Annotated in this window: 21 protein-coding genes and 2 pseudogenes; 14 read left to right on the top strand and 9 right to left on the bottom strand. The window is 72.0% G+C overall.

What is annotated here, in order from left to right:
• From ACWEKM_RS23965 to ACWEKM_RS23955, 3 genes and pseudogenes are all read left to right on the top strand, one after another.
• On the top strand, positions 1-361 hold a 361-nt coding region (locus ACWEKM_RS23965; protein ID WP_451623247.1), incomplete at its 5' end, for an NrtR DNA-binding winged helix domain-containing protein.
• Entirely contained in the window at positions 358-1,377 is a 1,020-nt protein-coding gene (locus tag ACWEKM_RS23960) for an ADP-ribosylglycohydrolase family protein (RefSeq protein ID WP_451623246.1), read from the top strand. The genes ACWEKM_RS23965 and ACWEKM_RS23960, both read left to right, overlap by 4 nt.
• Before the next feature lie 3 nt (positions 1,378-1,380).
• A pseudogene (locus ACWEKM_RS23955) lies at positions 1,381-2,150 on the top strand (nucleotidyltransferase domain-containing protein); the annotation flags it as partial.
• Here ACWEKM_RS23955 and ACWEKM_RS23950 read toward each other — a convergent pair.
• The 3 genes and pseudogenes from ACWEKM_RS23950 to ACWEKM_RS23940 form a co-directional block, all read right to left on the bottom strand.
• Positions 2,142-2,945 carry a nucleotidyltransferase domain-containing protein gene (locus ACWEKM_RS23950; protein ID WP_451623245.1) on the bottom strand — a complete coding sequence of 268 codons (804 nt, stop codon included), beginning with the start codon at positions 2,943-2,945 and terminating at the stop codon, positions 2,142-2,144. The pseudogene ACWEKM_RS23955 and the gene ACWEKM_RS23950 overlap by 9 nt on opposite strands.
• A gap of 22 nt (positions 2,946-2,967) precedes the next feature.
• Positions 2,968-3,447, bottom strand: a complete 480-nt coding sequence (locus ACWEKM_RS23945) for a Rieske (2Fe-2S) protein (RefSeq protein ID WP_451623244.1) — start codon at positions 3,445-3,447, stop codon at positions 2,968-2,970.
• A gap of 68 nt (positions 3,448-3,515) precedes the next feature.
• A pseudogene (locus ACWEKM_RS23940) lies at positions 3,516-3,629 on the bottom strand (DUF6529 family protein); the annotation flags it as partial.
• Positions 3,630-3,746: 117 nt separating this feature from the next.
• Here ACWEKM_RS23940 and ACWEKM_RS23935 point away from each other — a divergent pair.
• The 6 genes from ACWEKM_RS23935 to der all read left to right on the top strand — a co-directional run bounded on the left by ACWEKM_RS23935 (position 3,747) and on the right by der (position 8,570).
• Entirely contained in the window at positions 3,747-4,016 is a 270-nt protein-coding gene (locus ACWEKM_RS23935) for a hypothetical protein (RefSeq protein ID WP_451623243.1), read from the top strand.
• A gap of 52 nt (positions 4,017-4,068) precedes the next feature.
• The gene (aroH, locus tag ACWEKM_RS23930; RefSeq protein WP_451623242.1) at positions 4,069-4,431 is read left to right on the top strand and encodes a chorismate mutase; all 363 of its coding nucleotides are present in this window, start codon (positions 4,069-4,071) and stop codon (positions 4,429-4,431) included.
• Positions 4,428-5,522, top strand: coding sequence for a prephenate dehydrogenase (locus ACWEKM_RS23925; RefSeq protein ID WP_451623241.1), 1,095 nt, complete (start codon positions 4,428-4,430; stop codon positions 5,520-5,522). Before aroH ends, ACWEKM_RS23925 begins: the two co-directional genes overlap by 4 nt.
• 91 nt (positions 5,523-5,613) lie before the next feature.
• Positions 5,614-6,294 (top strand): (d)CMP kinase, encoded by a 681-nt coding sequence (gene cmk, locus ACWEKM_RS23920; protein ID WP_451623240.1) that lies wholly within the window; start codon positions 5,614-5,616, stop codon positions 6,292-6,294.
• Positions 6,291-7,010, top strand: coding sequence for a lysophospholipid acyltransferase family protein (locus tag ACWEKM_RS23915; RefSeq protein ID WP_451623239.1), 720 nt, complete (start codon positions 6,291-6,293; stop codon positions 7,008-7,010). The genes cmk and ACWEKM_RS23915 overlap by 4 nt, the downstream gene beginning before the upstream one ends.
• A gap of 78 nt (positions 7,011-7,088) precedes the next feature.
• Positions 7,089-8,570: a ribosome biogenesis GTPase Der gene (gene der, locus ACWEKM_RS23910; protein ID WP_451623238.1), complete on the top strand. Its 1,482-nt coding sequence runs from the start codon at positions 7,089-7,091 to the stop codon at positions 8,568-8,570.
• Positions 8,571-8,670: 100 nt separating this feature from the next.
• Here der and ACWEKM_RS23905 read toward each other — a convergent pair whose 3' ends face one another.
• The gene (locus ACWEKM_RS23905) at positions 8,671-9,120 is read right to left on the bottom strand and encodes a hypothetical protein (RefSeq protein WP_451623237.1); all 450 of its coding nucleotides are present in this window, start codon (positions 9,118-9,120) and stop codon (positions 8,671-8,673) included.
• Positions 9,121-9,256: 136 nt separating this feature from the next.
• Positions 9,257-10,042, bottom strand: coding sequence for a hypothetical protein (locus ACWEKM_RS23900; protein ID WP_451623236.1), 786 nt, complete (start codon positions 10,040-10,042; stop codon positions 9,257-9,259).
• Between the two features lie 535 nt (positions 10,043-10,577).
• Between ACWEKM_RS23900 and ACWEKM_RS23895 the strand changes: the two genes are divergently transcribed.
• Complete coding sequence (locus tag ACWEKM_RS23895) at positions 10,578-11,315, top strand: LysM peptidoglycan-binding domain-containing protein (RefSeq protein WP_451623235.1); 738 nt, start codon at positions 10,578-10,580, stop codon at positions 11,313-11,315.
• A gap of 77 nt (positions 11,316-11,392) precedes the next feature.
• Here the strand turns inward: ACWEKM_RS23895 and ctaD are convergent, their stop codons facing one another.
• A complete protein-coding gene (gene ctaD, locus ACWEKM_RS23890; RefSeq protein ID WP_451623234.1) occupies positions 11,393-13,072 on the bottom strand; it encodes an aa3-type cytochrome oxidase subunit I in 1,680 nt (559 codons plus the stop codon).
• Positions 13,073-13,474: 402 nt separating this feature from the next.
• On the opposite strand from ctaD, the gene ACWEKM_RS23885 reads away from it, so the two are divergent.
• On the top strand, positions 13,475-13,690 hold the full coding sequence (locus ACWEKM_RS23885; protein ID WP_121888151.1) for an I78 family peptidase inhibitor: 216 nt from the start codon (positions 13,475-13,477) through the stop codon (positions 13,688-13,690).
• A gap of 52 nt (positions 13,691-13,742) precedes the next feature.
• Here ACWEKM_RS23885 and ACWEKM_RS23880 read toward each other — a convergent pair whose 3' ends face one another.
• Both ACWEKM_RS23880 and ACWEKM_RS23875 read right to left on the bottom strand, forming a co-directional pair.
• Positions 13,743-14,759, bottom strand: a complete 1,017-nt coding sequence (locus ACWEKM_RS23880; protein ID WP_451623233.1) for a phosphatase PAP2 family protein — start codon at positions 14,757-14,759, stop codon at positions 13,743-13,745.
• Positions 14,760-14,997: 238 nt separating this feature from the next.
• Positions 14,998-16,275: a glycosyltransferase family 39 protein gene (locus ACWEKM_RS23875; protein WP_451623232.1), complete on the bottom strand. Its 1,278-nt coding sequence runs from the start codon at positions 16,273-16,275 to the stop codon at positions 14,998-15,000.
• A gap of 266 nt (positions 16,276-16,541) precedes the next feature.
• Here ACWEKM_RS23875 and ACWEKM_RS23870 point away from each other — a divergent pair, with 266 nt between their 5' ends.
• Entirely contained in the window at positions 16,542-18,143 is a 1,602-nt protein-coding gene (locus ACWEKM_RS23870; protein ID WP_451623231.1) for an MFS transporter, read from the top strand.
• A 322-nt stretch (positions 18,144-18,465) separates the two neighbouring features.
• Entirely contained in the window at positions 18,466-19,656 is a 1,191-nt protein-coding gene (locus ACWEKM_RS23865; protein WP_451623230.1) for an acyl-CoA dehydrogenase family protein, read from the top strand.
• A gap of 41 nt (positions 19,657-19,697) precedes the next feature.
• On the opposite strand, the gene ACWEKM_RS23860 is transcribed toward ACWEKM_RS23865, so the two are convergent.
• Positions 19,698-20,138: a cell division protein SepF gene (locus ACWEKM_RS23860; RefSeq protein WP_451623229.1), complete on the bottom strand. Its 441-nt coding sequence runs from the start codon at positions 20,136-20,138 to the stop codon at positions 19,698-19,700.
• Positions 20,139-20,449: 311 nt separating this feature from the next.
• Here ACWEKM_RS23860 and ACWEKM_RS23855 point away from each other — a divergent pair, with 311 nt between their 5' ends.
• A complete protein-coding gene (locus ACWEKM_RS23855; RefSeq protein WP_451623228.1) occupies positions 20,450-21,652 on the top strand; it encodes a DUF5685 family protein in 1,203 nt (400 codons plus the stop codon).
• Positions 21,653-21,731 lie beyond the last annotated feature (79 nt).

Genomic DNA, 21,731 nt, shown 5'->3' with positions numbered 1-21,731 from the left:
GCGCTGGCTGCCGTACGACGCGGCCCCGCCGCTCGCCTTCGACCACGGCCGGATCCTGGCCGACGCCCGCGACCGGGTCGGCGCCCAGCTCGAACACACCTGTGCCGCCACCGCCTTCTGTCCGGCCGCCTTCACGCTCGGCGAGCTGCTACAGGTGTACGAGGCGGTCTGGGGCAGCACCCTCGACCGCCCCAACTTCCGCCGCAAGGTGCTCGCCACGCCCGGCTTCGTCGAACCGGCCGCCGGAGCCGCCCGGCTGACCGGCGGGCGCGGCAAGCCGGCCGCCCTCTACCGCGCGGGCGGCGCCACCGTTCTGCACCCGCCCCTGCTCCGACCGTCCAGGGAAGGACGTCCCGCATGACCGGCACCGTCTCCAAGCGCGCCGCCACCGGATCCCTGCTGGGCCTCGCCCTCGGGGACGCGCTCGGCTTCCCCACCGAGTTCAACGACGTCCCGTCGATCCTCGCCAAGTGCGGCCCCTGGCGGGAGATGGAGCTGCCGCGCCGGGCCCTCGTCTCGGACGACACACAGATGACGCTGGCCCTGGGGCGCGGGCTGCGCACGGCCATGGACCGTGGGGTGCTCGGACCGAAGGGCCTGGAGCGGCCGCTGCGCGAGGAGTTCGTCGACTGGTACCGGTCACCGGAGAACAACCGGGCCCCGGGCAACACCTGTCTGACCGCGTGCGACCTGCTGAAGGAGAAGGGGCGGACCTGGCAGGAGGCCAGCCAGATCGGCTCCAAGGGCTGCGGCGCCAACATGCGGGTGGCACCGGTCGGGCTCGCCCCCGGACTGAGCGACGAACAGCGGGCGGGCGCCGCCCAGTTGCAGTCCGCGCTCACCCACGGGCACCCCACGGCGCTGGCCGCCTCCGACCTCACCGCCCGCGCCGTACGGCTGCTCGCCCAGGGCGTCGAGCCCGCCGGACTGGTCGGCCGGCTGCGCGCGTACGCCCACGACAACCGCACCCGCTACCACCACACCTGGCTCGGCGATCTGTGGACCCGCGCGCAGGACCCCACGCCCGAGCATTTCATCGCGCGCGGCTGGGACGAGTGCCTCGCGATCCTGGACCGCCTGGAGGACGCCCTGCGCACGCCCGCGCCGGAGAGCGACCCGTGCCTGGCCACCGGGGCGGGCTGGATCGCCGAGGAGGCCCTGGCGACCGGCCTGCTGTGCTTTCTGCTCTTCCCCGATGAGCCGGTCACCGCGCTGCGCCGCGCCGCCTGCTCCAGTGGCGACTCCGACTCCATCGCCTGTCTCACCGGGGCGTTCGCGGGTGCCTGGCTGGGTGCTCAGGCGTGGCCCACCACGTGGGCGGACCGGATCGAGTACCGGGGCGACCTGCTCACGCTCGGAGCGCTCTGGGACGCTTAGCCGGTGATCGACGAACTCGGCGTGGACCTGACCTCCGTGGTCGCCGAACAGCCCGACCCGCTGCTGTTCGCGACGGTCTCGGGCGCGCATCTCTACGGCTTCCCCTCCGAGGACTCCGACCTGGACCTGCGAGGGGTGCATCTGCTGCCGGCCACCGCGCTGGTGGGGCTGCACGAGCCCGTGGAGACCCGGTCGAGGACATGGGACCGGCAGGGCGTCGAACTGGACCTCGTCACCCATGACCTGCGCAAGTTCGTCCGGCTGATGCTGCGCCGCACGCTGATCGGACTCCCATTCTGTTCGCAGCTCTAAGTGCTGGAGCACTGCTCTCACCGCTCGTCGTGCACACCGGTGACGCGCACCGGGAGCTGGCCGCGCTCGCCCCCGGCGTCCTGACCAGCCACCACGCCCATCACTACCGGGGGTTCGCGGTGACCCAGTGGCGACTGTTCGAGAAGACCGGCGAACTCAAGCCGCTGCTGTACACCTTCCGTGTGCTCCTCACCGGCATCCATCCGATGCGCAGCGGCGAGGTGCAGGCCCATCTGCCCACCCTCTTCGGGGAAGCGGGCGCGGGAGCCCCCGGTTATCTGCCCGACCTGATCGCGGCCAAGGCGCGGCACGAGCACGGGACCGCCGACGTCGACCACGCGCGCGTGGCGGCCGACGTGGAGCGGCTGCACGCCCTGCTCGACGAGGCGCAGGCGGCTTCGCCGCTGCCCGGTGCGCCCGGCGCCCTGCACGACTTCGTGGTGCGCGTCCGGCTACCGGGGGTCGACGCCGACGGCATCGGCTGCGACGGACTGCGCCCCGACGGCCAGCGCCGCGGAGGCATCGGTTCCGGTGGCGGTATCGGCACCGATGGCATCGGCTCGGGCGGCTTCCGCGCGCAGGGCTGAGGCGCGGCGGGCCCGGAACAGGAAGTCCGCCACCCGGCGGCGGTCCGGCTCCGTCGGCAGCGGGGAGCCGAGCGCGGCCCGCTCGGTCTCCGCGGCCAGACGGGTCATCCGGGCCTCGACCTCCGGCCACGGGACCTCGCCGCGCCGCACCGCCAGCAGGGACTCCCGCCGGTCGCCGACCTCGACCGTCAGCACCCCCGTGCGCAGCAGATCGCGGGCGGTCATGAGCAGCCGCAGCAGGTGCATCGCGTGCTTCCAGCGCGGTGCGCCGTGCCCGCGCAGGTCGGCTTCGAGCTTCCTGCGCTGGCCCAGGGCGTACCGCGTGAACGTGTCGTACGCCTGGCGGGAGAGGAACGCCCCGCGCAGCGCCAGCAGTTCACGGCCCGTGTCGTCCAGGTGCTCCACCAGCGGCGAGTGCAGGCACTCCAGGATGTTCGGGTTCGCGCGCAGCGCCAGCTCGCAGAAGCGCTCCAGCTCCCAGCTGAACTGTTCCGGCGCCGGACCCTCCAGATGCGTCGGCGGCTTCTCGAACCGCCAGAACAGGGGAGTGGGAGCCAGGAACACACCGCGCCGGTCGGTGTCACTGGCGTCGGTCGCGAGGCCGAAGGCGCGGGAACCCATCACACAGGCGTAGATCGTGTGGTCGCGCACCAGGTCCAGGGGCTGCATGCCCGGGAGGGTACGCGTCCGGTCACGCCAGGTGGATCGAATTTCCCTGCACCTTGATGCTCTTGGCGGGCAGCGGCAGGAGCGCCGGGCCGTGCGCCACCGAGCCGTCGGCGATATGGAACCTGCTGCCGTGGCAGGGGCAGTCGATGGTGCCGTCGGCCACCCTGTTGACCGTGCAGCCCCGGTGGGTGCAGATCGCCGAGAATGCCTTGAAGTTGCTCGGTGTCGGCTGGGTGACCACGATCTTCTGCTGGGCGAAGACCTTGCCGCCGCCGACCGGGATGTCGCTGGTGTGCGCCAGCTCCTGGCCCGTGGCGCCTGCGGACGGGGGAGCGCTGGGGCTGCCGGCGCCGGTGGAGGCGGTCGTGGTGGCGGGTGCGGCGGTCGTCGTGGGGCTCGTGGCCGAGGCCGATCCGCCCTCGCTGCCGCAGCCGACCGCGGGCGCGGCGATCGCCGCCGCGCCCGTCGCCAGCACTGTGCGCCGCGTCGAGTCGTGGGTCATGTCGTCGCTCCGTGCGTCATGTCGTCACTCCGAACGTGCGGAAGGACCGGGCAGCAGCCGGGTCGTGGGGGGAGTCGCTCCGAGCGGAGCAGCAGCATCCTGGCACCGAAGTCACCTCCGAAGAAGCAATTCAGGATGGAGTGCAGCAAAAGGCGCATTTCTACCACCCGATAGCCCAAACTCGCACGGAGCGCACCCGCTGTCTCACTCCGAGTAGCGCGAGCGGGCGATCCACGTGACATTGGCGGTCTGGAGGCCGGGCACGGTCCGGCGCCCGGCCGTCGGCGAAAGGCGTGATCATGGCGGCTCACGACCCCGGCAGCCTGCTCGGCGGACTCCTCGGCCAGACCGGCGGCGACGCCCCCGCCGGCAGCGTCCTCGGCGCCCTGCTCCTGGCCGCCGGCCAGGCCCAGCACGGCGGCGCCGCCAATCCGCTGTGCGGTCTGCTCGACGTGCTCGCCAGATCCGGGCCGGCCGTGCCGTCCGGCCTGCCCCCGGAGCCGGCCGCCGAGCCGATAGCCCGTCTCAGCGGGCGGGCGGCGAGCACCCGGCGGGCGGCGGCTGACTAGGCTGGACGGTCGAAGAGCCGATGGGCACCTCATCTCAGCAAGGAGCAGCGCCGTGGCGGTACGAGCGGTCCGGGGGGCCGTCCAGCTGGAACGGGACGAGGCCGGCCACATGGACGAGCGGGTCGGGGCTTTGCTCACCGCCCTCCTGGAGCGGAACGGGCTGACCGCCGACGACCTGATCAGCATCTGGTTCACGGCCACGCCCGACCTGCACAGCGACTTCCCGGCTGCCGCCGCCCGCAAGCTCGGCATCGTCGACGTACCGCTGATCTGCGCCCAGGAGCTGGACATCGAGGGCGCCATGCCGCGGGTGGTCCGCGTCCTCGCGCACATCGAGTCCGAGCGGCCCCGCGCCGACCTCGCCCATGTCTACCTCGGCGCGGCCGCCGCCCTGCGCAAGGACATCGCCCAGTGAGGACCGCACTCGTCATCGGCACCGGGCTCATCGGCACCTCCGCCGGGCTCGCCCTGTCCCAGCGGGGCGTCGTCGTCCACCTCACCGACCACGACCCCGGGCAGGCGCGCACGGCCGCCGCGCTCGGCGCCGGCACCGACGAGGCCCCGGACGGCCCCGTCGACCTGGCGATCGTCGCCGCCCCGCCGGCGCATGTGGCCGCCGTCCTCGCGGACGCCATGCGCCGCGGTGTCGCCCGCGGCTACCTCGACGTGGCCAGCGTCAAGGGCGGACCGCGCCGTGACCTGGAGGCACTGGGCCTCGACGAGACCGTGCTGTCCCGGTACATCGGCACGCACCCCATGTCCGGCCGTGAGAGGTCCGGCCCCCTGGCGGCGACGGGCGACCTGTTCGAGGGCCGCCCCTGGGTGCTGACCCCCACCCGGGACACCGACACCGAGGTGCTGAACCTCGCCCTGGAACTGGTCTCGCACTGCCGGGCGGTGCCGGTCGTCATGGACGCCGACGCCCACGACCGGGCCGTCGCCCTGGTCTCCCACATGCCCCATCTGATCTCCAGCATGGTGGCCGCCCGCCTGGAGCACGCCGAGGAGGCCGCCGTACGGCTGTGCGGACAGGGCATCCGGGACGTGACCCGGATCGCCGCCTCCGACCCCGGGATGTGGATCGACATCCTGTCCGCGAACCCGGAGCCGGTCGCCGACCTGCTCGCCGACGTCTCCGCCGACCTCGACGAGACCGTGCGCGCCCTGCGGGCCCTTCAGTCCTCGGACGAGACCAAGCGGCGCGAGGGCACCACCGGCGTCGAGGACATGCTGCGGCGCGGCAACGCCGGCCAGGTCCGGGTGCCCGGCAAGCACGGCAGCGCCCCGCGCGTGTACGAGACGGTCGCCGTGCTCATCGACGACCAGCCGGGCCAGCTGGCCCGTATCTTCGCCGACGCGGGCCGGGCGGGCGTCAACGTCGAGGACGTACGGATCGAGCACGCGACCGGTCAGCAGGCGGGTCTGGTGCAGCTGATGGTGGAGCCGAAGGCGGCGCCCGTGCTGACGGCCGCCCTGCGGGAGCGGGGCTGGGCGATCCGGCAGTAGGCGGCCGGACGAGTGACATTCACCCAGTAACCTTGTCCAGGGCGGTCCCACGCCCCCACCCCGCACCCTGGACCAGGAAGGCGTCCTCACCGTGGAAAGCGCTCCGCCCGTAGTCGTCGCGATCGACGGCCCCTCCGGCACGGGCAAGTCGAGCACCTCGAAGGCCGTGGCCGCCCAGCTCGGTCTGAGCTACCTGGACACCGGGGCCCAGTACCGGGCCATCACCTGGTGGATGGTGAGCAACGGCATCGACCTGGAGGACCCCTCGGCGATCGCCGCCGTGGCCGGCAAGCCGGAGATCGTCTCCGGCACCGACCCCGCCAACCCCACGATCGTCGTGGACGGTGTCGACGTGGCCGGACCGATCCGCACCCAGGAGGTCACCGCCAAGGTCAGCGCCGTCAGCGCGGTGCCCGAGGTGCGCGCCCGGATCACCGAGCTACAGCGCTCGCTGGCCGGCTCGGCGGAGCGCGGCATCGTGGTCGAGGGCCGCGACATCGGTACGACCGTGCTGCCCGACGCCGACCTGAAGGTGTTCCTCACCGCCTCCCCGGAGGCACGGGCCGCCCGGCGCAGCGGCGAGCTGAAGGGCGCCGATGTGCACTCGACCCGCGAGGCGCTGCTGAAGCGGGACGCGGCCGACTCCAGCCGCACGGCCTCGCCGCTCGCCAAGGCGGACGACGCGGTCGAGGTGGACACCACGGAACTCACGCTGGCGCAGGTCATCGAGTGCGTCGTGACCCTCGTCGAGGAGAAACGGGCCGGGAAGTGACCGCAGCACCCGCGAGCGGGGCCCCCTTGGTCCGGGGCGCCGAGATCGGACGGCGCATCGGCGTCGGGCTCATGTACGGGCTGTGGCGGCCACGGGTACTGGGCTCCTGGAAGGTGCCCGCGAGCGGTCCGGTGATCCTCGCCGTCAACCACTCCCACAACATCGACGGCCCGATGGTCATGGGCGTGGCGCCCCGGCCGACGCACTTCCTGATCAAGAAGGAGGCGTTCATCGGCCCGCTCGGCCCCTTCCTGACCGGCATCGGCCAGCTGAAGGTGGACCGTGCCACCGCCGACCGGACGGCGATCATCGGGGCGCTCGGCGTGCTGGCGGACGGCGGCGTGCTGGGCATCTTCCCGGAGGGCACCCGGGGCGAGGGCGACTTCGCCTCGCTGCGCGCCGGGCTCGCCTACTTCGCCGTCCGCAGCGGGGCGCCGATCGTGCCGGTGGCCGTGCTGGGAAGCACCGACCGCCGCGGACGGTTGATCGCGGCGCTGCCCCCGCTGCGCTCCCGCGTCGACGTCGTCTTCGGCGACCCCTTCCAGGCTGTCGAAGAGGCGCGAAGCCCGGACACGGGCGGCGGTGGGCGACCGGCGGGCGGCAGCGGCCGGCGGACCCGCAAGGCGCTGGACGAGGCCACCGAACGCATCCAGAAGCAGCTGAGCGCGCACCTGGAAGAAGCCAGGCGCTTCACCGGGCGCCGGTCGACACTTTGAGTAGTCGACACTTTGAGTAGTGGAGTTCCGTGAGCGCGGGGCTCCACCGATCACCACGATGAACGAGGTACGGACTTCATGAACGACCGGATCCAGCCCGACGGCTCGGCCGAGCACGAGTACGAGCACGGGGCGCTCGGCGACGTCGAGTACGCGGAGTTCATGGAGCTGGCCGCGGAGGAGGGCTTCGACGTCGCGGACGTCGAGGGCGCCATCGAGGCGGCGGGCCACGGCCCGCTGCCCGTGCTCGCCGTCGTCGGCCGCCCCAATGTCGGCAAGTCGACCCTGGTGAACCGGATCATCGGCCGCCGTGAGGCGGTGGTCGAGGACAAGCCCGGCGTCACCCGCGACCGTGTCACCTACGAGGCCGAATGGGCGGGCCGCCGCTTCAAGGTCGTCGACACCGGCGGCTGGGAGCAGGACGTCCTCGGCATCGACGCCTCCGTCGCCGCGCAGGCCGAGTACGCGATCGAGGCGGCCGACGCGGTCGTCTTCGTGGTCGACGCCAAGGTCGGCGCGACCGACACCGACGAGGCGGTCGTACGGCTGCTGCGCAAGGCCGGCAAGCCGGTCGTGCTGTGCGCCAACAAGGTCGACGGCCCGAGCGGTGAGGCGGACGCCACCTATCTGTGGTCGCTCGGTCTCGGCGAGCCGCACCCCGTCTCCGCGCTGCACGGCCGAGGCACCGGTGACATGCTGGACGCCGTCCTGGAGGTGCTGCCGGACGCGCCCGAGCAGACCTTCGGCACCGCGCTCGGCGGCCCGCGCCGCATCGCGCTGATCGGCCGCCCGAATGTCGGCAAGTCGTCACTGCTGAACAAGGTGGCCGGCGAGGAGCGCGTCGTCGTCAACGAACTCGCGGGCACCACCCGCGACCCGGTCGACGAGCTGATCGAACTCGGCGGTACTACCTGGAAGTTCGTCGACACGGCCGGTATCCGCAAGCGTGTCCACCTCCAGCAGGGCGCCGACTACTATGCCTCGCTGCGCACCGCAGCGGCGGTGGAGAAGGCGGAGGTCGCCGTCGTCCTGATCGACGCCGCCGACAGCATCTCCGTGCAGGACCAGCGCATCGTCACGATGGCCGTCGAGGCGGGCCGCGCGATGGTCCTCGCCTACAACAAGTGGGACACGCTGGACGAGGAGCGCCGCTACTACCTGGAACGGGAGATCGAGACCGAGCTGGGCCAGGTCGCCTGGGCGCCCCGGGTCAATGTCTCGGCGCACACCGGTCGGCACATGGAGAAGTTGGTCCCGGCGATCGAGACGGCCCTGGCGGGCTGGGAGACGCGCGTGCCGACCGGCCGCCTCAACGCGTTCCTCGGCGAGCTGGTCGCGGCCCACCCGCACCCGGTCCGGGGCGGTAAGCAGCCGCGCATCCTGTTCGGCACCCAGGCCGGGACCAAGCCGCCGCGGTTCGTCCTGTTCGCGTCCGGCTTCATCGAGGCGGGCTACCGGCGCTTCATCGAGCGCCGGCTGCGCGAGGAGTTCGGTTTCGAGGGGACGCCGATCCATATCTCGGTGCGGGTGCGTGAGAAGCGCGGCGCGAAGAAGAAGTAACGCGGACAAGGAATAGCGCGAGAAGGAACAACGGGGAGAAGTGGGAAGAAACAGACGAAGGGGCGGCCCCCGTGGGGGCCGCCCCTTCGCTGTCGTACGGTCACGCTCCCCGGCGCGGCCCGGGCGGCAGCGCGGCGGGCACATGATGCATCCCGTTCTCCTGCCGCCCCACCGACCCGACCCGCTGCCACTGCGTCTGCTGCTGCCCGGTGCCATGGCGGGTGCTGTGGGCCCCGGCGCTATAGGCGGTGTACGCGTGTGAGCCGTACGACCCCGTGCCGTATGACCCCGTGCTGTACGACCCCGTGCCGTACGTGCCCGTCGTGTCGTGCGCGTCGGTGGTGTGCGGGGTGATCCCGAAGGCGATGAACTTCAGGTCCTCCTCGCCGCTGCGGTCGCCCGGCAGCGCCCGGAAGGTCTTGAGCCACTCAGCGCAGAGAGAGTCGTAGATGGGGGTGGCCGAGGGGCTGCCGAGGGAGTCCTGACCGACCCTGGCGGACGGCACGGGGGAGAAGGACGGGCGGCGGGGAGAAACGTCGTATGCGTGCACGTATGTCCAAACGACCCGGAGTCGATCGGGATGCGGCCCGGCCGGGCGGCATCGGGGGCGCGCGGAACTGCGCGACGGGCCACGCACCACCCGCGGTGGCGGACGGAGCCGGGCACTTCGAGGGCGTGCGGCGCCGTCAGGTACCGGCCAGCGGCAGCGTGGCCGCGACCAGCTTCCCGCCCGCCGCGGCCCTGTCCAGCGCGTCCCGCAGCAGGTCCTCGCGGGGCTGGCGTCCGATGGAGCCCACGGGGGCCGCGAACATCAGCACCTGCTGGTGCTTGTTGGCGGCGGCCCGCCAACTGTCGGTCACCTGCAGCGGCTGGTGCGCCTGCCACCAGGCGACCGGCTGACCCCCGTTGGTGCCCGGCTGCAGGACGGCGTGCAGCTGACCCACCGCGAGCAGCACGGACCAGCCGTGCAGCACCGGCGGCACCGCGTTCAGCGCGGTCAGCGGCATGAACCCCTGCTCGATGAGCAGCGGCAGGAAGTCGTCCCCGGTCCCGGCCGTGCCGGGGCGCGCGATCGGCGCGGTCGGCTCCACGACGAGCGCCGGGTGCAGTTCCCCGGCGATCAGGACGAGCCCGCTGGTCACCCCGAGCACGGCCTGCTCGGGTACCGCGTTCACCGGGCCGCCGCCGGAGGCGGCGTCGCCGTTGATGGAGCGGACCGCCCCGCGCAGTTGCTCCTCGGTGACCTGGACGACCTGCGAGGGCAGGCAGCCGGCGTGGGCGAAGGCGAGGACGGCGGTTTCGTCCCCGATGAACAGGACGGTGCTGGTGCGCTCCTGCTCGGAGTCGCCCGGGGTGCGGCAGGAGGTGCAGTCGTAACTGCCCGGGGCGTTCTCTCCGGCGAGCAGCCGGTCGGCTTCTTCGTCGCCGATCTCGGCGCGTACGGCGTCGCTGACGTCGAGCATGCGCGGCACGGTGGCTCCCTCGGGATGCGGTGCGGTGCGACCGGGTGGCTCCCGGCCCGTGAGCCCCGGGGTTCCGGGCTCATGAAGAAGACAACGGGCGACCTGTGGCGGGAGTCACGCTCCGGGAAGAACGGAATCGCACCATCCAGCGCACCGCGTCACCCTCGGTGCGGAATCCTTCACTCCTTGTCAACTCCCTGCGGATCAACGGGACTTGATGCGGTGAACTGGGTCACAGGTCGACTGGATGACTGGTCGACAAATCCGGAAATCGGCGAATGAAATGGGTGTCCTAAAATCGCCGATACCCGGGGTAACGGGCAACTGGCCTGGATTGATGAGGAGTTGGTTGAAACCGGCGCGCCCGGCTGCCTAGATTCCTCCGCCGTGTGCAACGAGCACCGCTCGGGTACGTCCGCCGCCGCCGGGTCGGCACCATCACGGCACCGGTGTGGGCGGACGGGTCGGAGCGCGGCGCCCCGCGTCCCTGCGCGGAGGTCGCGCCCCGGCTTGGGGGACCCCGGGTTCGTGGAGAGGGAATTACATGACCGAATGTGCCGATACCACCCGCAACGACGTTCGGACGGACGGCGCCCGGGGCGACAGTGCCCGCCGGGCGCGGACGATGGCGGCCCTGGCCGGGGCGGCGCTGCTGGCCCCGCTCGGGGTGCTGGCCGCGGCCGACAGCGCCGCGGCGGCGGACGGCGGAGTTTGGGACCGCATCGCCCAGTGCGAGAGCGGCGGCAACTGGCACATCAACACCGGCAACGGCTACTACGGCGGGCTCCAGTTCTCCGCCGGCACCTGGCGCGCCTACGGCGGCACGGCGTACGCGCCGACCGCCGACCGGGCCACCCGGGCGCAGCAGATCGCCGTCGCCACCAAGGTCCAGGGCGCCCAGGGCTGGGGCGCCTGGCCGGTCTGTTCGGCCCGCGCCGGCGCGTCCGGCACCGCGCCCGCGGCAAGCTCCCCCGGAGCCGGGACTGCGAACGGCTCGGACGCGAGCACGTCGGCCCGCACGTCGCGGGGTGCGGGAAGCACTCCCGTGGGGAGCGCTTCCGCGGAGTCCGCGCGCTCCGCGCCGTCGGGACAGCGGGATGTCGCCGACCGTGGCTCCTCCCGCTCTGCGTCCCGCGGTGACTACACCGTTCGCGAGGGTGACACACTCAGCGGCATCGCTGCCCGGCACGGGACCAGTTGGCAGCGCGTCTACGCCGTCAACAAGGCTGTGATCGGCACGGACCCCGACCTGATCGTGCCCGGCCAGCGCCTCTCCCTGTAGCCGCACCCGCCATCGCGCGGCCACGCCCCGCCCGGTCCACCACCGGGCGGGGCGTGCGTGCTCGGCGTGTGGGTCGCTCACATGTGCTCGGGCGCCGGCGCGGGGCGGGCGGCCTCCAGGGCCGCGTACTCAGGATGGTGCAGGTCGAACGCCGGGGCCTCGGACCGGATCCGCGGCAGGGTGATGAAGTTGTGCCGCGGCGGCGGACACGAGGTCGCCCATTCCAGGGAGCGCCCGTAGCCCCAGGGATCGTCGGCCTGGACCCGCTCGCCGTACCGGGTGGTCCACCAGACGTTGTAGAGGAACGGCAGCGTTGAAAGGCCGAGCAGGAAGGCGCCGATCGAGGAGACCGTGTTCAGCGCGGTGAAGCCGTCGGCGGCGAGGTAGTCGGCGTAGCGGCGCGGCATGCCCTCCGCGCCCAGCCAGTGCTGCACCAGGAAGGTGGTGTGGAAGCCGACGAACAGCGTCCAGAAGTGGATCTTCCCGAGCCGCTCGTCGAGCATCTTCCCGGTGAACTTCGGCCACCAGAAGGAGAAGCCGGCGAAGATCGCGAAGACGACGGTGCCGAACACGACGTAGTGGAAGTGCGCGACCACGAAGTACGAGTCCGTGACGTGGAAGTCCATCGGCGGCGACGCCAGGATCACCCCGGTCAGCCCGCCGAGCAGAAACGTCGCGAGGAAGCCGCACGACCACAGCATCGGCGTCTCGAAGGACAGCGAACCCTTCAGCATGGTGCCGGTCCAGTTGAAGAACTTCACCCCTGTCGGCACCGCGATCAGGAACGACATGAAGGAGAAGAACGGCAGCAGCACCGCGCCCGTGGCGAACATGTGGTGCGCCCACACCACGATGGACAGTCCGGTGATCGTCATCGTCGCGCCGACCAGGGTCAGATAACCGAAGATCGGTTTACGGCTGAAGACCGGGATGATCTCCGTGATGATCCCGAAGAACGGCAGCGCGATGATGTACACCTCGGGATGCCCGAAGAACCAGAACAGGTGCTGCCACAGCAGCGCCCCGCCGTTCGCCGCCTCGAACACCCGGGAGCCGAACCGCCGGTCCGCCTCCAGCACCAGCAGCGCCGCCGCCAGCACCGGGAACGCCATCAGGATCAGGACCGACGTGAACAGCGTGTTCCAGGTGAAGACCGGCAACCGGAACATGGTCATGCCCGGGGCGCGCATCCCGATGATGGTGGTGATGAAGTTGACCGCGCCGAGGATCGTCCCGAAACCGGCCAGCGCGAGACCCATGATCCATAGATCGGGTCCGACGCCGGGGGAGTGTGTGCCGCTGTTGAGCGGCGCGTAGGCGAACCAGCCGAAGGCGGCCGGGCCGTTCGGCACCGCCAGCGAGCCGACCACGATGAGGCCGCCGAACAGGAAGAACCAGTACGACAGCATGTTCAGCCGGGGGAAGGCGACGTCGGGGGCGCCGATCTGCAGCGGCATCAGCTCATTGGCGAAGCCGGCGAAGCTGGGCGTCGCGAACAGCAGCAGCATGATCGTGCCGTGCAGCGTGAACAACTGGTTGAACTGCTCGTTGTCGACGATCTGCAGCCCGGGGCGGGCGAGTTCGGCGCGCATCAGCAGGGCCATCACCCCGCCGACGAGGAAGAATCCGAACGAGGTGATCAGATACAGGTGGCCGATCTTCTTGTGGTCGGTGGTGGTGAGCCAGTCCACGGCCATCCGGCCGCGCCGTCGGCCCGGCCCCGGGCGTACCGTCGCCGCTGCGGTCTCGGTCCCCATCGCTCACCCCTTCGCTTGTCGCGCCGGGTTTTCCGCGGCCGTGCCGCCCGCCCCGCGGTGGGCCCGGCGGTGGGCATACGGGGGTTCTGTGTAGGCGCGGTGATTTTCCTATGCGACGTCAGTTCCTGCGGACCGCTGGGATTCGGCGGGAATGCATCCCCGTGGCCGTCCCCGAGCGGCACTCCCGGAACTTTCCCTGGTGCTTTTCGAAGGGGCTTCGCAACACGCGGCAATTTCGTTCGAATGCGCCGGTAAGGCGTAGGGAACCGCCCGGACGTGTGACGGAGTTCGACCGAGACGTATGTCGTGATCCTGTGACAGAAGCGTGACCGGAGAGGTGTACGGGGGTGCCCGCCGCCGTTCCGGCTTCCCCGGTCGCCGGACAGGGCCTAGCGTGGCCGCATGGCACCGATTCCGACTCCGCCCGCGGAGCCCAAGGACAGTCCCGAAGGGTATGTCGGCCTCGACGCGGCCGCCGCCGAGCGGTTGGCGCGGCAGCGCGGCTGGTCGACCGTGCGTTCGCTGCCGCCCGGCGCGATCATCACCATGGAGTACCGGGTGGGGCGGCTGAACTTCGAGGTGCGGGACGGCAGGGTGGCGCGCGCCTGGAAGGGCTGAGGCGATGCGGCGGCGGGTGGTCGTGCGTACCGGACCCGCCGCAGTGCTGCCGTCAGCCGCCGATGATGGGGCGGGCCGCCGGGGCGCCGCCGCGCGGGACGCGGTCCGCGTGCGGCGGGCGGCGGCTGCCCGCCGGGGTGACCGGGGTGCGCTCGGAGCGCGTGGTGTGCGGGCCGGGGGCCAGGTGGATCGGTGCCCGGGGCGTGCGGACCGAGGCGACCGGCTCGCGGGCCGCGGGCGCCCCGTCGGCGGGCGTGGTGCGCGGCTTGAGCACCACGGGCGTGACCGGGACGGCGGGCATGGGGGCCGTGCGGCCGGCCCGCCAGCGGTCGCGCAGGTCGAAGAGGGCCGTCTCGGCCTTGGCGATCAGCGGCTCGAACCACGGCAGTGCCAGCAGGATCAGCAGTCCCGCGGCCCAGCCCAGCAATACGTCGCTCAGCCAGTGCGTACCGAGGTAGACGGTGGTGAGGCCGACGCCCAGCGAGGTCACCGCCGACACCGCGGACAGCCAGCGGCGGGCCCTCGGGGTGGAGGCCAGATACGCCAGGATTCCCCAGGTGACCACCGCGTTGGCGGTGTGGCCGCTGGGGAATATATCGCCGCCGAGGCCCATCTCGTTCGAGCCGATCACGGTGGCGTAGTGCGGTCCGAGCCGGCCCATGCCGATCTTCGCGGCGCCGACCGTGATGTTCAGCAGCAGCAGTGAGGTGGCGAGGGTCAGCAGCGGACGGAGCGTGTGCTGCCGCCAGGAGCGCCAGCCCAGCCAGGCCGAGACCATCACCGCGGTGGGGCCGCGCTGGCCGAGCACGACGTAGTAGTCGAGGAAGGCGTGGATCTTTGGCCACTGCTGGTAGGGCCGGAAGAACATGACCTGCCAGTCGAGCCGAACCAGCCACGAGGTGGTCACCACGGCCCATACGATCGCCAGGTAGAAAGCCAGGGTCGCGGAGTACAGAACGACCCGGTGCCGGCTCATCTTCGGCACATCGATGTGAGCCGGTCGTTCCGGCTCACGGTCCAGCCTGGCGAACACCCGGTCCAGACGGGTGAGGTTTCGTTCGGTACGCACCCAATCGACGTTACAGCGAGTGAGCTGTGTGCCCGGGCGAATCAGTGGCTTTGTGATGACGATGTGATGTGGGAAACCTCTCAACTGACGGCCAATTACCGAAGATTCCACAATCCCCGGTCGATGCTCCGTGCAATTCCTTTGATCATGCCGGGTGTTCGTTTTATGCCGCTTATGAATTCGTTCACCGGGACATCGGATGGAATTCGCCTGCCGCTCACCCGGCGGCCGGGGGCGGTCACGGCGGACCGGAACCGTTCAGCCAGAACGCGCCGTAGACCGCCGACGCCACCGCGACACCGGCTGTGACCTGCGCCGACCGGGATGTGGGCAGCCGGGCCAGGGACCGGGCGAGCGGCAGCAGCAGCGGGAAGGCGGGCAGCAGCAGACGCGGCTTGGAGCCGAAGTAACTTGACGCGCACAGGGCGAGCGCGGTGACGACGCCGGTGTACACCAGCAGGGAGAGCGGCTGGCCCTGCCGTATCCCGGCCGCGTACAGCCGGAGCAGCAGGGCGACCCCGATGATCAGCGCAAGTCCGGCGAGAACCGAGGGAATTGAGGTGAACTTGTCGGCGATGAAACGGGCGAAGGCGTATCCGCCGTCGAAGCCGTTGCGCCAACCCGCCTGCACATCGAGATAGCCGAGCGGGCCCCTGCCGGTGCGATGGCCCACCCACAGGACATAGCCGGCCGCCCCGAGGGGAGCGATCAGCATGCCGAGGGCGCGCCACCGCAGAGATGCGCCCAGAGCGACGGAAGGGGCGTGTGTTGCGTCACGCGCGCCCGCCGAGGTCCGAACGCGCCGGGCGTGGGCGGCGCTTACGGCAGCGGGAGCGCATCCGCCGTTGCGCGCGCCGTCCGAGGTCGTGGTGCGCCGACCCCGCACGAACGGCGCAATGGCCGCCGCCCACACCGCCGCGACCACGGCGAGCCCCACCGGCCGGGTCAGCCCGGCCAGCGCGGCGAGCATCCCGGCACTCACCCAGCGCCCGGTCAGCACCGCGTACAGCGACCAGGCGGCGAGCGCCGTGAACAGCGACTCGCTGTACGCCATCGACTGCATGATCCCGACGGGCAGCACGGCCCACAGCAGGACGGCGCACACCCCCGCCCGGCGGCCGTACACAAGATCGGCCACCGCGAAGATCCCCCAGGCCGCGGCGAGCGAGGCGAGCAGGGCGACGACGAGTCCCGCGTCCGCGTACGACAAAGGGGAGAGCGTGTGCAGCAGCCGCTCCAGCCAGGGCAGCAGCGGAAAGAAGGCGAGATTGGAGTGGACGTCGCCGTTCGGCAGCCGCACCTCGTAGCCGTAGCCCAGCTCGGCCACCCGCGTGTACCACAGCGCGTCCCAGCGGGCGGTCAGCAGCGTGTGGGCGCTCTCGCCGCGCGCCGCGCTCCACACCGCCAGCACGATCAGGCCCAGGGTGCGGACGGCGGCGTACCCGAGCAGGGCCGGGCCCGCCCGGCGCAGCGGTGTGGCGCGAGTCGGTGCCGCGCGCGTCTCAAGATCGGTCACGGGCTCGATTATCGACCGGCCGTGGAACCGCACGGGCGGCGGCCGGGACGCGGTCAAGGATGTGGAGAGTGGTGTACGCCACACAGGTTGGTGTGGGCTGTGAGAGGTCCGCCACGTACCACCGCGGGGAACTCGCGTACGCTGACGTGTCACTCGCGCGCGTATCGGTCGCCGCCGAAGACCCCGCTCCGCTCCGGCCGTACGACGGGGCGTCCCCACCCCGCCGAGGTCCGCCGCACGCGAGGGAACTTCTGGGAGGTACGTACATGTCCGGGACGACCACGGCCGCCGCCGGACCGCGCCGTCGGGCGGCCGGGGCCGGTGCCAACCGCTGGGTCGTCCTCGTCGTCCTCTGTGTCAGCCTGCTGCTAGTCGCCCTCGACGCGACCGTGCTGCACGTGGCGGTGCCCGCCGTCACCGAGGACCTCAGACCCGGCGCCGTAGAACTGCTCTGGATCGTCGACGTCTATCCGCTCGTCTGCGCCTCGCTGCTGATCCTGTTCGGCACGCTCGGCGACCGGGTGGGCCGCAGACGGATCCTGCTGCTCGGCTACGCCCTGTTCGGCGTCGCCTCCGCGCTGGCCGCCGCCGCGTCCAGTGCCGAGGTGCTGATCCTGGCGCGGGCGCTGCTCGGGGTCGGCGGCGCCATGATCATGCCGGCGACGCTGTCGATCCTCCGCCAGGTCTTCCCCGACCGGCGCGAGCGCGCCCTGGCCATCGGCGTCTGGAGCGCGGTGGCCGCGGTGGGCGCCGCGGTCGGCCCGCTGCTCGGCGGCTTCCTCCTGGAGCACTTCTGGTGGGGCTCGGTGTTCCTCGTCAACATCCCGCTGATGCTGGTCAGCCTGCCCGTCGGGCGACTGCTGCTGCCCGAGTCGAGAGGGGAGCGCGACGGACCCTGGGACGTGGTCGGCGCACTGACCGCGGCGGCCGGGCTGTTCGGGCTGGTGCTCGGCGTGAAGCGGCTCGGCGGCGGGGAACCGGTGGCGAGCCCGTACACGCTGGTGCCGCCGCTCGTGGGCGCGCTGCTGCTGGTGTCGTTCGCACGCCGGCAGCGGCGGCGCCCGCATCCACTGGTGGATCTGCGCATGTTCGCGCGGCCCGCGTTCAGCACCGCGGTGGGCTGCATCGTGCTGGCCATGCTCGCGCTGGTGGGCCTTGAGCTGATCGCCGCCCAGTATCTGCAACTGGTGCTGGGGCTGTCGCCGCTCCAGACGGGCCTGCGGCTGCTGCCGCTGACCATCGCGGCGATGGCCGCCGGGCTGGCCGGGGCGCGGCTGCTGCGCCGCCTCGGGCCGCGGCGGATGGTGTGCTTCGGCTTCTGTCTCACCGCGGTGGCCGTGCTGACGCTGACCGCGATGGGCGGCCACGACGACACCGGGCTGCTGCTGTCCGGCTTCGTCCTTCTGGGCTTCGGTCTGGAGACCACCCTCTTCGGCGCGTACGAGTCGATGCTGAGCGAGGCGCCGGCCCGGCAGGTGGGCGGGGCCGCGGCGATCGGCGAGACCTCCTACCAGCTGGGTGCCGGGATCGGGATCGCGCTGCTCGGCAGCGTGATGAACGCGGCGTACGCACCCGGCCTCGCCGCTGTGCCCGGGGTGCCGGAGCCGGCCTCCGCGGCGGCCGGGCATTCGCTCGGGGAGGCGTACGAGGTGGCGGGGCGGCTCGGCGGACCGGCCGGAGCCGCCCTGCGCCGGGCGGCCAAGGACTCCTTCGTGCACGGACTGCATGTGACGTTGCTGGTGAGCGCGGGGCTGCTGCTGCTCGGCGCGGCGATGGCGCTGCGGCTGCCCCGGGCGATGCAGTGCGAGCCGGCGCCGGTGGACCTGCCCGCGCCCCGGGGAGCCGAGCCGGCCCACGTTTCGGCGTGACGGCGCGCGTTTCGGCGTGACGGCGCGCGGCCGGGCCGGTGGGAGGCGGGGTGGACGCCGGGCGCGGTGCGCCGTAGCGTCGGGGCGGAAATGTGACTGGCGGTGCTCAGCGGGTCGAGCGAAGTCCACTGTGGTTCGGCAGCGCCCCGAAGCGGCGCGGGGCGGTATCGAACATGCGGTTCCGCCGCGATGGGGGTCCCCCCTGTTCGAGCGGAGCCGAGAACTCGGGGGAGCGATCGGCCACGATGCCGCCGCGGCCGACCGACGGCGCCTCGCGGCTCGTCCCGCGGAGCGCCTGGTTCTGTGTCTCGGAGGGTGATCCATGTCCGCGTCCTCGATGTTGCCCCCGTTCGACCCGGCCGACCCGCTCGGCCTCGACGACCTGCTGGACCCGGAGGACCTGGCCGTCCGCGACACCGTACGGAGCTGGGCCGCGGACCGCGTCCTGCCGTTCGTCGCCGACTGGTACGAGCGCGGTGAACTCCCCGTCATCCGGGAACTCACCCGCGAACTCGGCTCCCTCGGCGCCCTCGGCATGTCCCTCACCGGCTACGGCTGCGCCGGCGCCTCCGCAGTGCAGTACGGCCTCGCCTGTCTCGAACTGGAGGCCGCCGACTCCGGTATCCGCTCGCTCGTCTCCGTGCAGGGCTCCCTCGCCATGTACGCCATCCACCGTTTCGGCAGCGAGGAACAGAAGCGGCACTGGCTGCCCCGCATGGCCTCCGGCGAGGTCATCGGCTGCTTCGGGCTCACCGAGCCCGACCACGGCTCCGACCCCGCCTCGATGCGCGCCCACGCCAAGCGCGACGGCGGCGACTGGGTGCTGAGCGGCCGCAAGATGTGGATCACCAACGGCTCCGTCGCGGGCGTCGCCGTCGTATGGGCGCAGACCGACGACGGCATCCGCGGCTTCGCCGTGCCGACCGACACCCCCGGCTTCGCCGCACCGGAGATCAGACACAAGTGGTCGCTGCGGGCCAGCGTCACCAGCGAGCTGCTGCTGGACGACGTACGGCTGCCCGCCGACGCCGCACTCCCCGGGGCCGTCGGCCTGCGCGGCCCGCTGAGCTGTCTCTCGCACGCCCGGTACGGCATCGTCTGGGGTGCCATGGGCGCGGCCCGCAGCTGTTTCGAGGCCGCCGTCGACTACGCGACGTCACGGGAGCAGTTCGGGCGGCCGATCGGGGGCTTCCAGCTCACCCAGGCCAAACTCGCCGACATGGCGGTGGAACTGCACAAGGGGATGCTGCTCGCCCACCATCTGGGGCGGCGTATGGACGCCGGCCGGCTGCGCCCCGAACAGGTCAGCTTCGGCAAGCTCAACAACGTACGGGAGGCGATCGAGATCTGCCGCACGGCGCGGACCGTCCTCGGCGCCAACGGGATCTCCCTCGAATACCCCGTGATGCGGCATGCGACCAACCTCGAATCGGTGCTCACCTACGAGGGCACCGTCGAGATGCACCAGCTCGTGCTGGGCAAGGCGCTCACCGGACTCGACGCCTTCCGCTGACCCGGCGAGGGGCCGCGGCGGGGCCGGTGAGCGGCCCCGCCTCAGCTCTGGTTGAAGAAGCCGTCCGAACGGTGCGCGGACGGCTCGCCGCTGATGATCTCCGTGTCGGCGGGGGTGAGCAGGAAGACGCGGTGGGACACGCGGTCGATGGAGCCGCGCAGGCCGAAGATGAGCCCGGCCGCGAAGTCGACGACCCGCTTGGCATCGGCGGCCTCCATGGCCGTGAGGTTCATGATGACCGGGACACCCTCGCGGAACAGCTCGCCGATGGCGCGGGCGTCCCGGAAGCTGTCCGGGGTGACCGTGCCGATCCGGCGGTCCTTCTCCTCGGCGGCGTCCGAGGCCACCTTGACCCGCGGGTCGGTGACCCAGGCATCCCCGGGCTGCTCGGTCCCTTCGGAGTAGTCGTCGTCGTAGTAGCGCTCGTCATCGTTGTCGTCGACGAGGCCAAGCCAGGCACTCGCCTTGCGTACCGATCCCATGGACGCCTCCTCTCACAGCGGTCCTTCTTGCTTCCGCATCCCTATGGTCGTCCATGATGCGGATGGCGCGCCAAGTGGTTAGACGCCGCGCTGGGGGTTTGTGACGCTACTGGTGCACAACGAATACGTCGAGAGCCCGGTCCCCCCAAGGGTCCTGCCACGTACGGCTGCTGACTGTGAGTGAAATATGATTCTTCGCGGCGTATGGGTGAGAGATGGTGCGTCCGGGTGAGCGGAGCGGCCGGTCCGGGATGACAGTCGGCCGATACGATGCCGCGGCTCAACGTCGTATCAGCGTACGGGGGAACGTCGTGTTCGGAATAGTACGGCCCTGCCCGCACCGGCTCGGCCCGGGCCTCGGGGCCCAGTGGCTGGCGCACTTGTGCGGGCTGTGTCTTGCGCTGCGCGGCGATCACGGACAGTTCGCCCGGATCGTGACGAACTACGACGGGCTGCTGCTCTCGGTCCTGACGGAGGCTCAGACCGGCCGGGCGGGGGCGCGGCGGCGCACGGCGGGGCCCTGCCCGCTGCGCGGTATGCGTACCGCCTCCGTCGCGCAGGGTGAGGGCGCACGGCTCGCGGCGGCCGTCTCGCTGGTGCTCGCCTCGACCAAGCTGCGCGACCATGTCGCCGACGGGGACGGGCTGCTGGCGCACCGTCCGGTGGCGCTCGCCGCGCGCCGGGTCGCCGCGCACTGGGGTCGGGCGGGCGCCCGCGGCGGATCACTGGTCGGCTTCGACACCGCCCTCCTCGTCGACGCCGTCGACCGGCAGGTCGGCATCGAGGCCCTGGCAGGACCGGGCACGCCGATCCTGACCGTCACCGAACCGACCGAGACCGCGACCGCCGCCGCCTTCGCGCACACCGCCGTGTCGGCCGGCCGGCCGGCGAACACCGCGCCGCTCGCCGAGGCCGGCCGGCTCTTCGGGCGGCTAGCGCATCTGCTGGACGCCGTCGAGGACCGGGCGGCCGATGCCGCGTCGGGTGCCTGGAACCCGCTCACCGCCACCGGCACCCCGCTCGCCGAGGCCCGGCGGCTCGCGGACGACGCGCTGCACGGCATCCGGCTCGCGCTGCGCGAGGTGGAGTTCGCCGACGGCGGGCTGGCACATCTGCTGCTCGCGCACGAGCTGCGGCGCTCGGTGGACCGGGCGTTCGGGACGACCTCCTGCGAGCACCCGCCCGAGACCGCCTTCGGGCCCCCGCAGGCACCGCGGCCCCCGCAGGCACCGCGGACGCCGGGCGGCCCCTACGGCTCGCCCGGCGACCCCTCCGGCGGCGAGCCGCCACGCCGGGACCGGCCGGGTATGTGGGCCGGGTGCGCGGCTGCCCTCGGGCTGTTCTGCACCTGCAAGGTGTGCTGCGCCGACGAGTTCGAAGGGCCGTGGTCGCGGCAGCGGCGGGAGGGGCTGTGCACCAAGGGCGACTGCGATTGCAGTGGCTGTGGCGACTGCTGTGGGGACTGCTGTAGTTGTGATGGCTGTGACTGCTGCGACTGCGGCTGCGACTGCTAGTCCTTCAACTCCGGCGGGAGATCGGCGACTTGGCGATCACCGGGACTGCCGTGCCCGCCGTGCCCCACATCGGTCACGC

It is taken from the genome of Streptomyces sp. NPDC004752 (assembly GCF_053601275.1).
This window is presented reverse-complemented; position numbering and strand designations above follow the sequence as displayed.

What these genes read in the sequence shown, in the direction of transcription:
- ACWEKM_RS23960 (WP_451623246.1), top strand. Translation starts at nt 358, where the DNA reads ATGACCGGCACCGTCTCCAAGCGCGCCGCCACCGGATCCCTGCTGGGC.
- ACWEKM_RS23950 (WP_451623245.1), bottom strand. Translation starts at nt 2,945, where the DNA reads ATGCAGCCCCTGGACCTGGTGCGCGACCACACGATCTACGCCTGTGTG.
- ACWEKM_RS23945 (WP_451623244.1), bottom strand. Translation starts at nt 3,447, where the DNA reads ATGACCCACGACTCGACGCGGCGCACAGTGCTGGCGACGGGCGCGGCG.
- ACWEKM_RS23935 (WP_451623243.1), top strand. Translation starts at nt 3,747, where the DNA reads ATGGCGGCTCACGACCCCGGCAGCCTGCTCGGCGGACTCCTCGGCCAG.
- der (WP_451623238.1), top strand. Translation starts at nt 7,089, where the DNA reads ATGAACGACCGGATCCAGCCCGACGGCTCGGCCGAGCACGAGTACGAG.
- ACWEKM_RS23895 (WP_451623235.1), top strand. Translation starts at nt 10,578, where the DNA reads ATGACCGAATGTGCCGATACCACCCGCAACGACGTTCGGACGGACGGC.
- ctaD (WP_451623234.1), bottom strand. Translation starts at nt 13,072, where the DNA reads ATGGGGACCGAGACCGCAGCGGCGACGGTACGCCCGGGGCCGGGCCGA.
- ACWEKM_RS23885 (WP_121888151.1), top strand. Translation starts at nt 13,475, where the DNA reads ATGGCACCGATTCCGACTCCGCCCGCGGAGCCCAAGGACAGTCCCGAA.
- ACWEKM_RS23870 (WP_451623231.1), top strand. Translation starts at nt 16,542, where the DNA reads ATGTCCGGGACGACCACGGCCGCCGCCGGACCGCGCCGTCGGGCGGCC.
- ACWEKM_RS23865 (WP_451623230.1), top strand. Translation starts at nt 18,466, where the DNA reads ATGTCCGCGTCCTCGATGTTGCCCCCGTTCGACCCGGCCGACCCGCTC.
- ACWEKM_RS23860 (WP_451623229.1), bottom strand. Translation starts at nt 20,138, where the DNA reads ATGGGATCGGTACGCAAGGCGAGTGCCTGGCTTGGCCTCGTCGACGAC.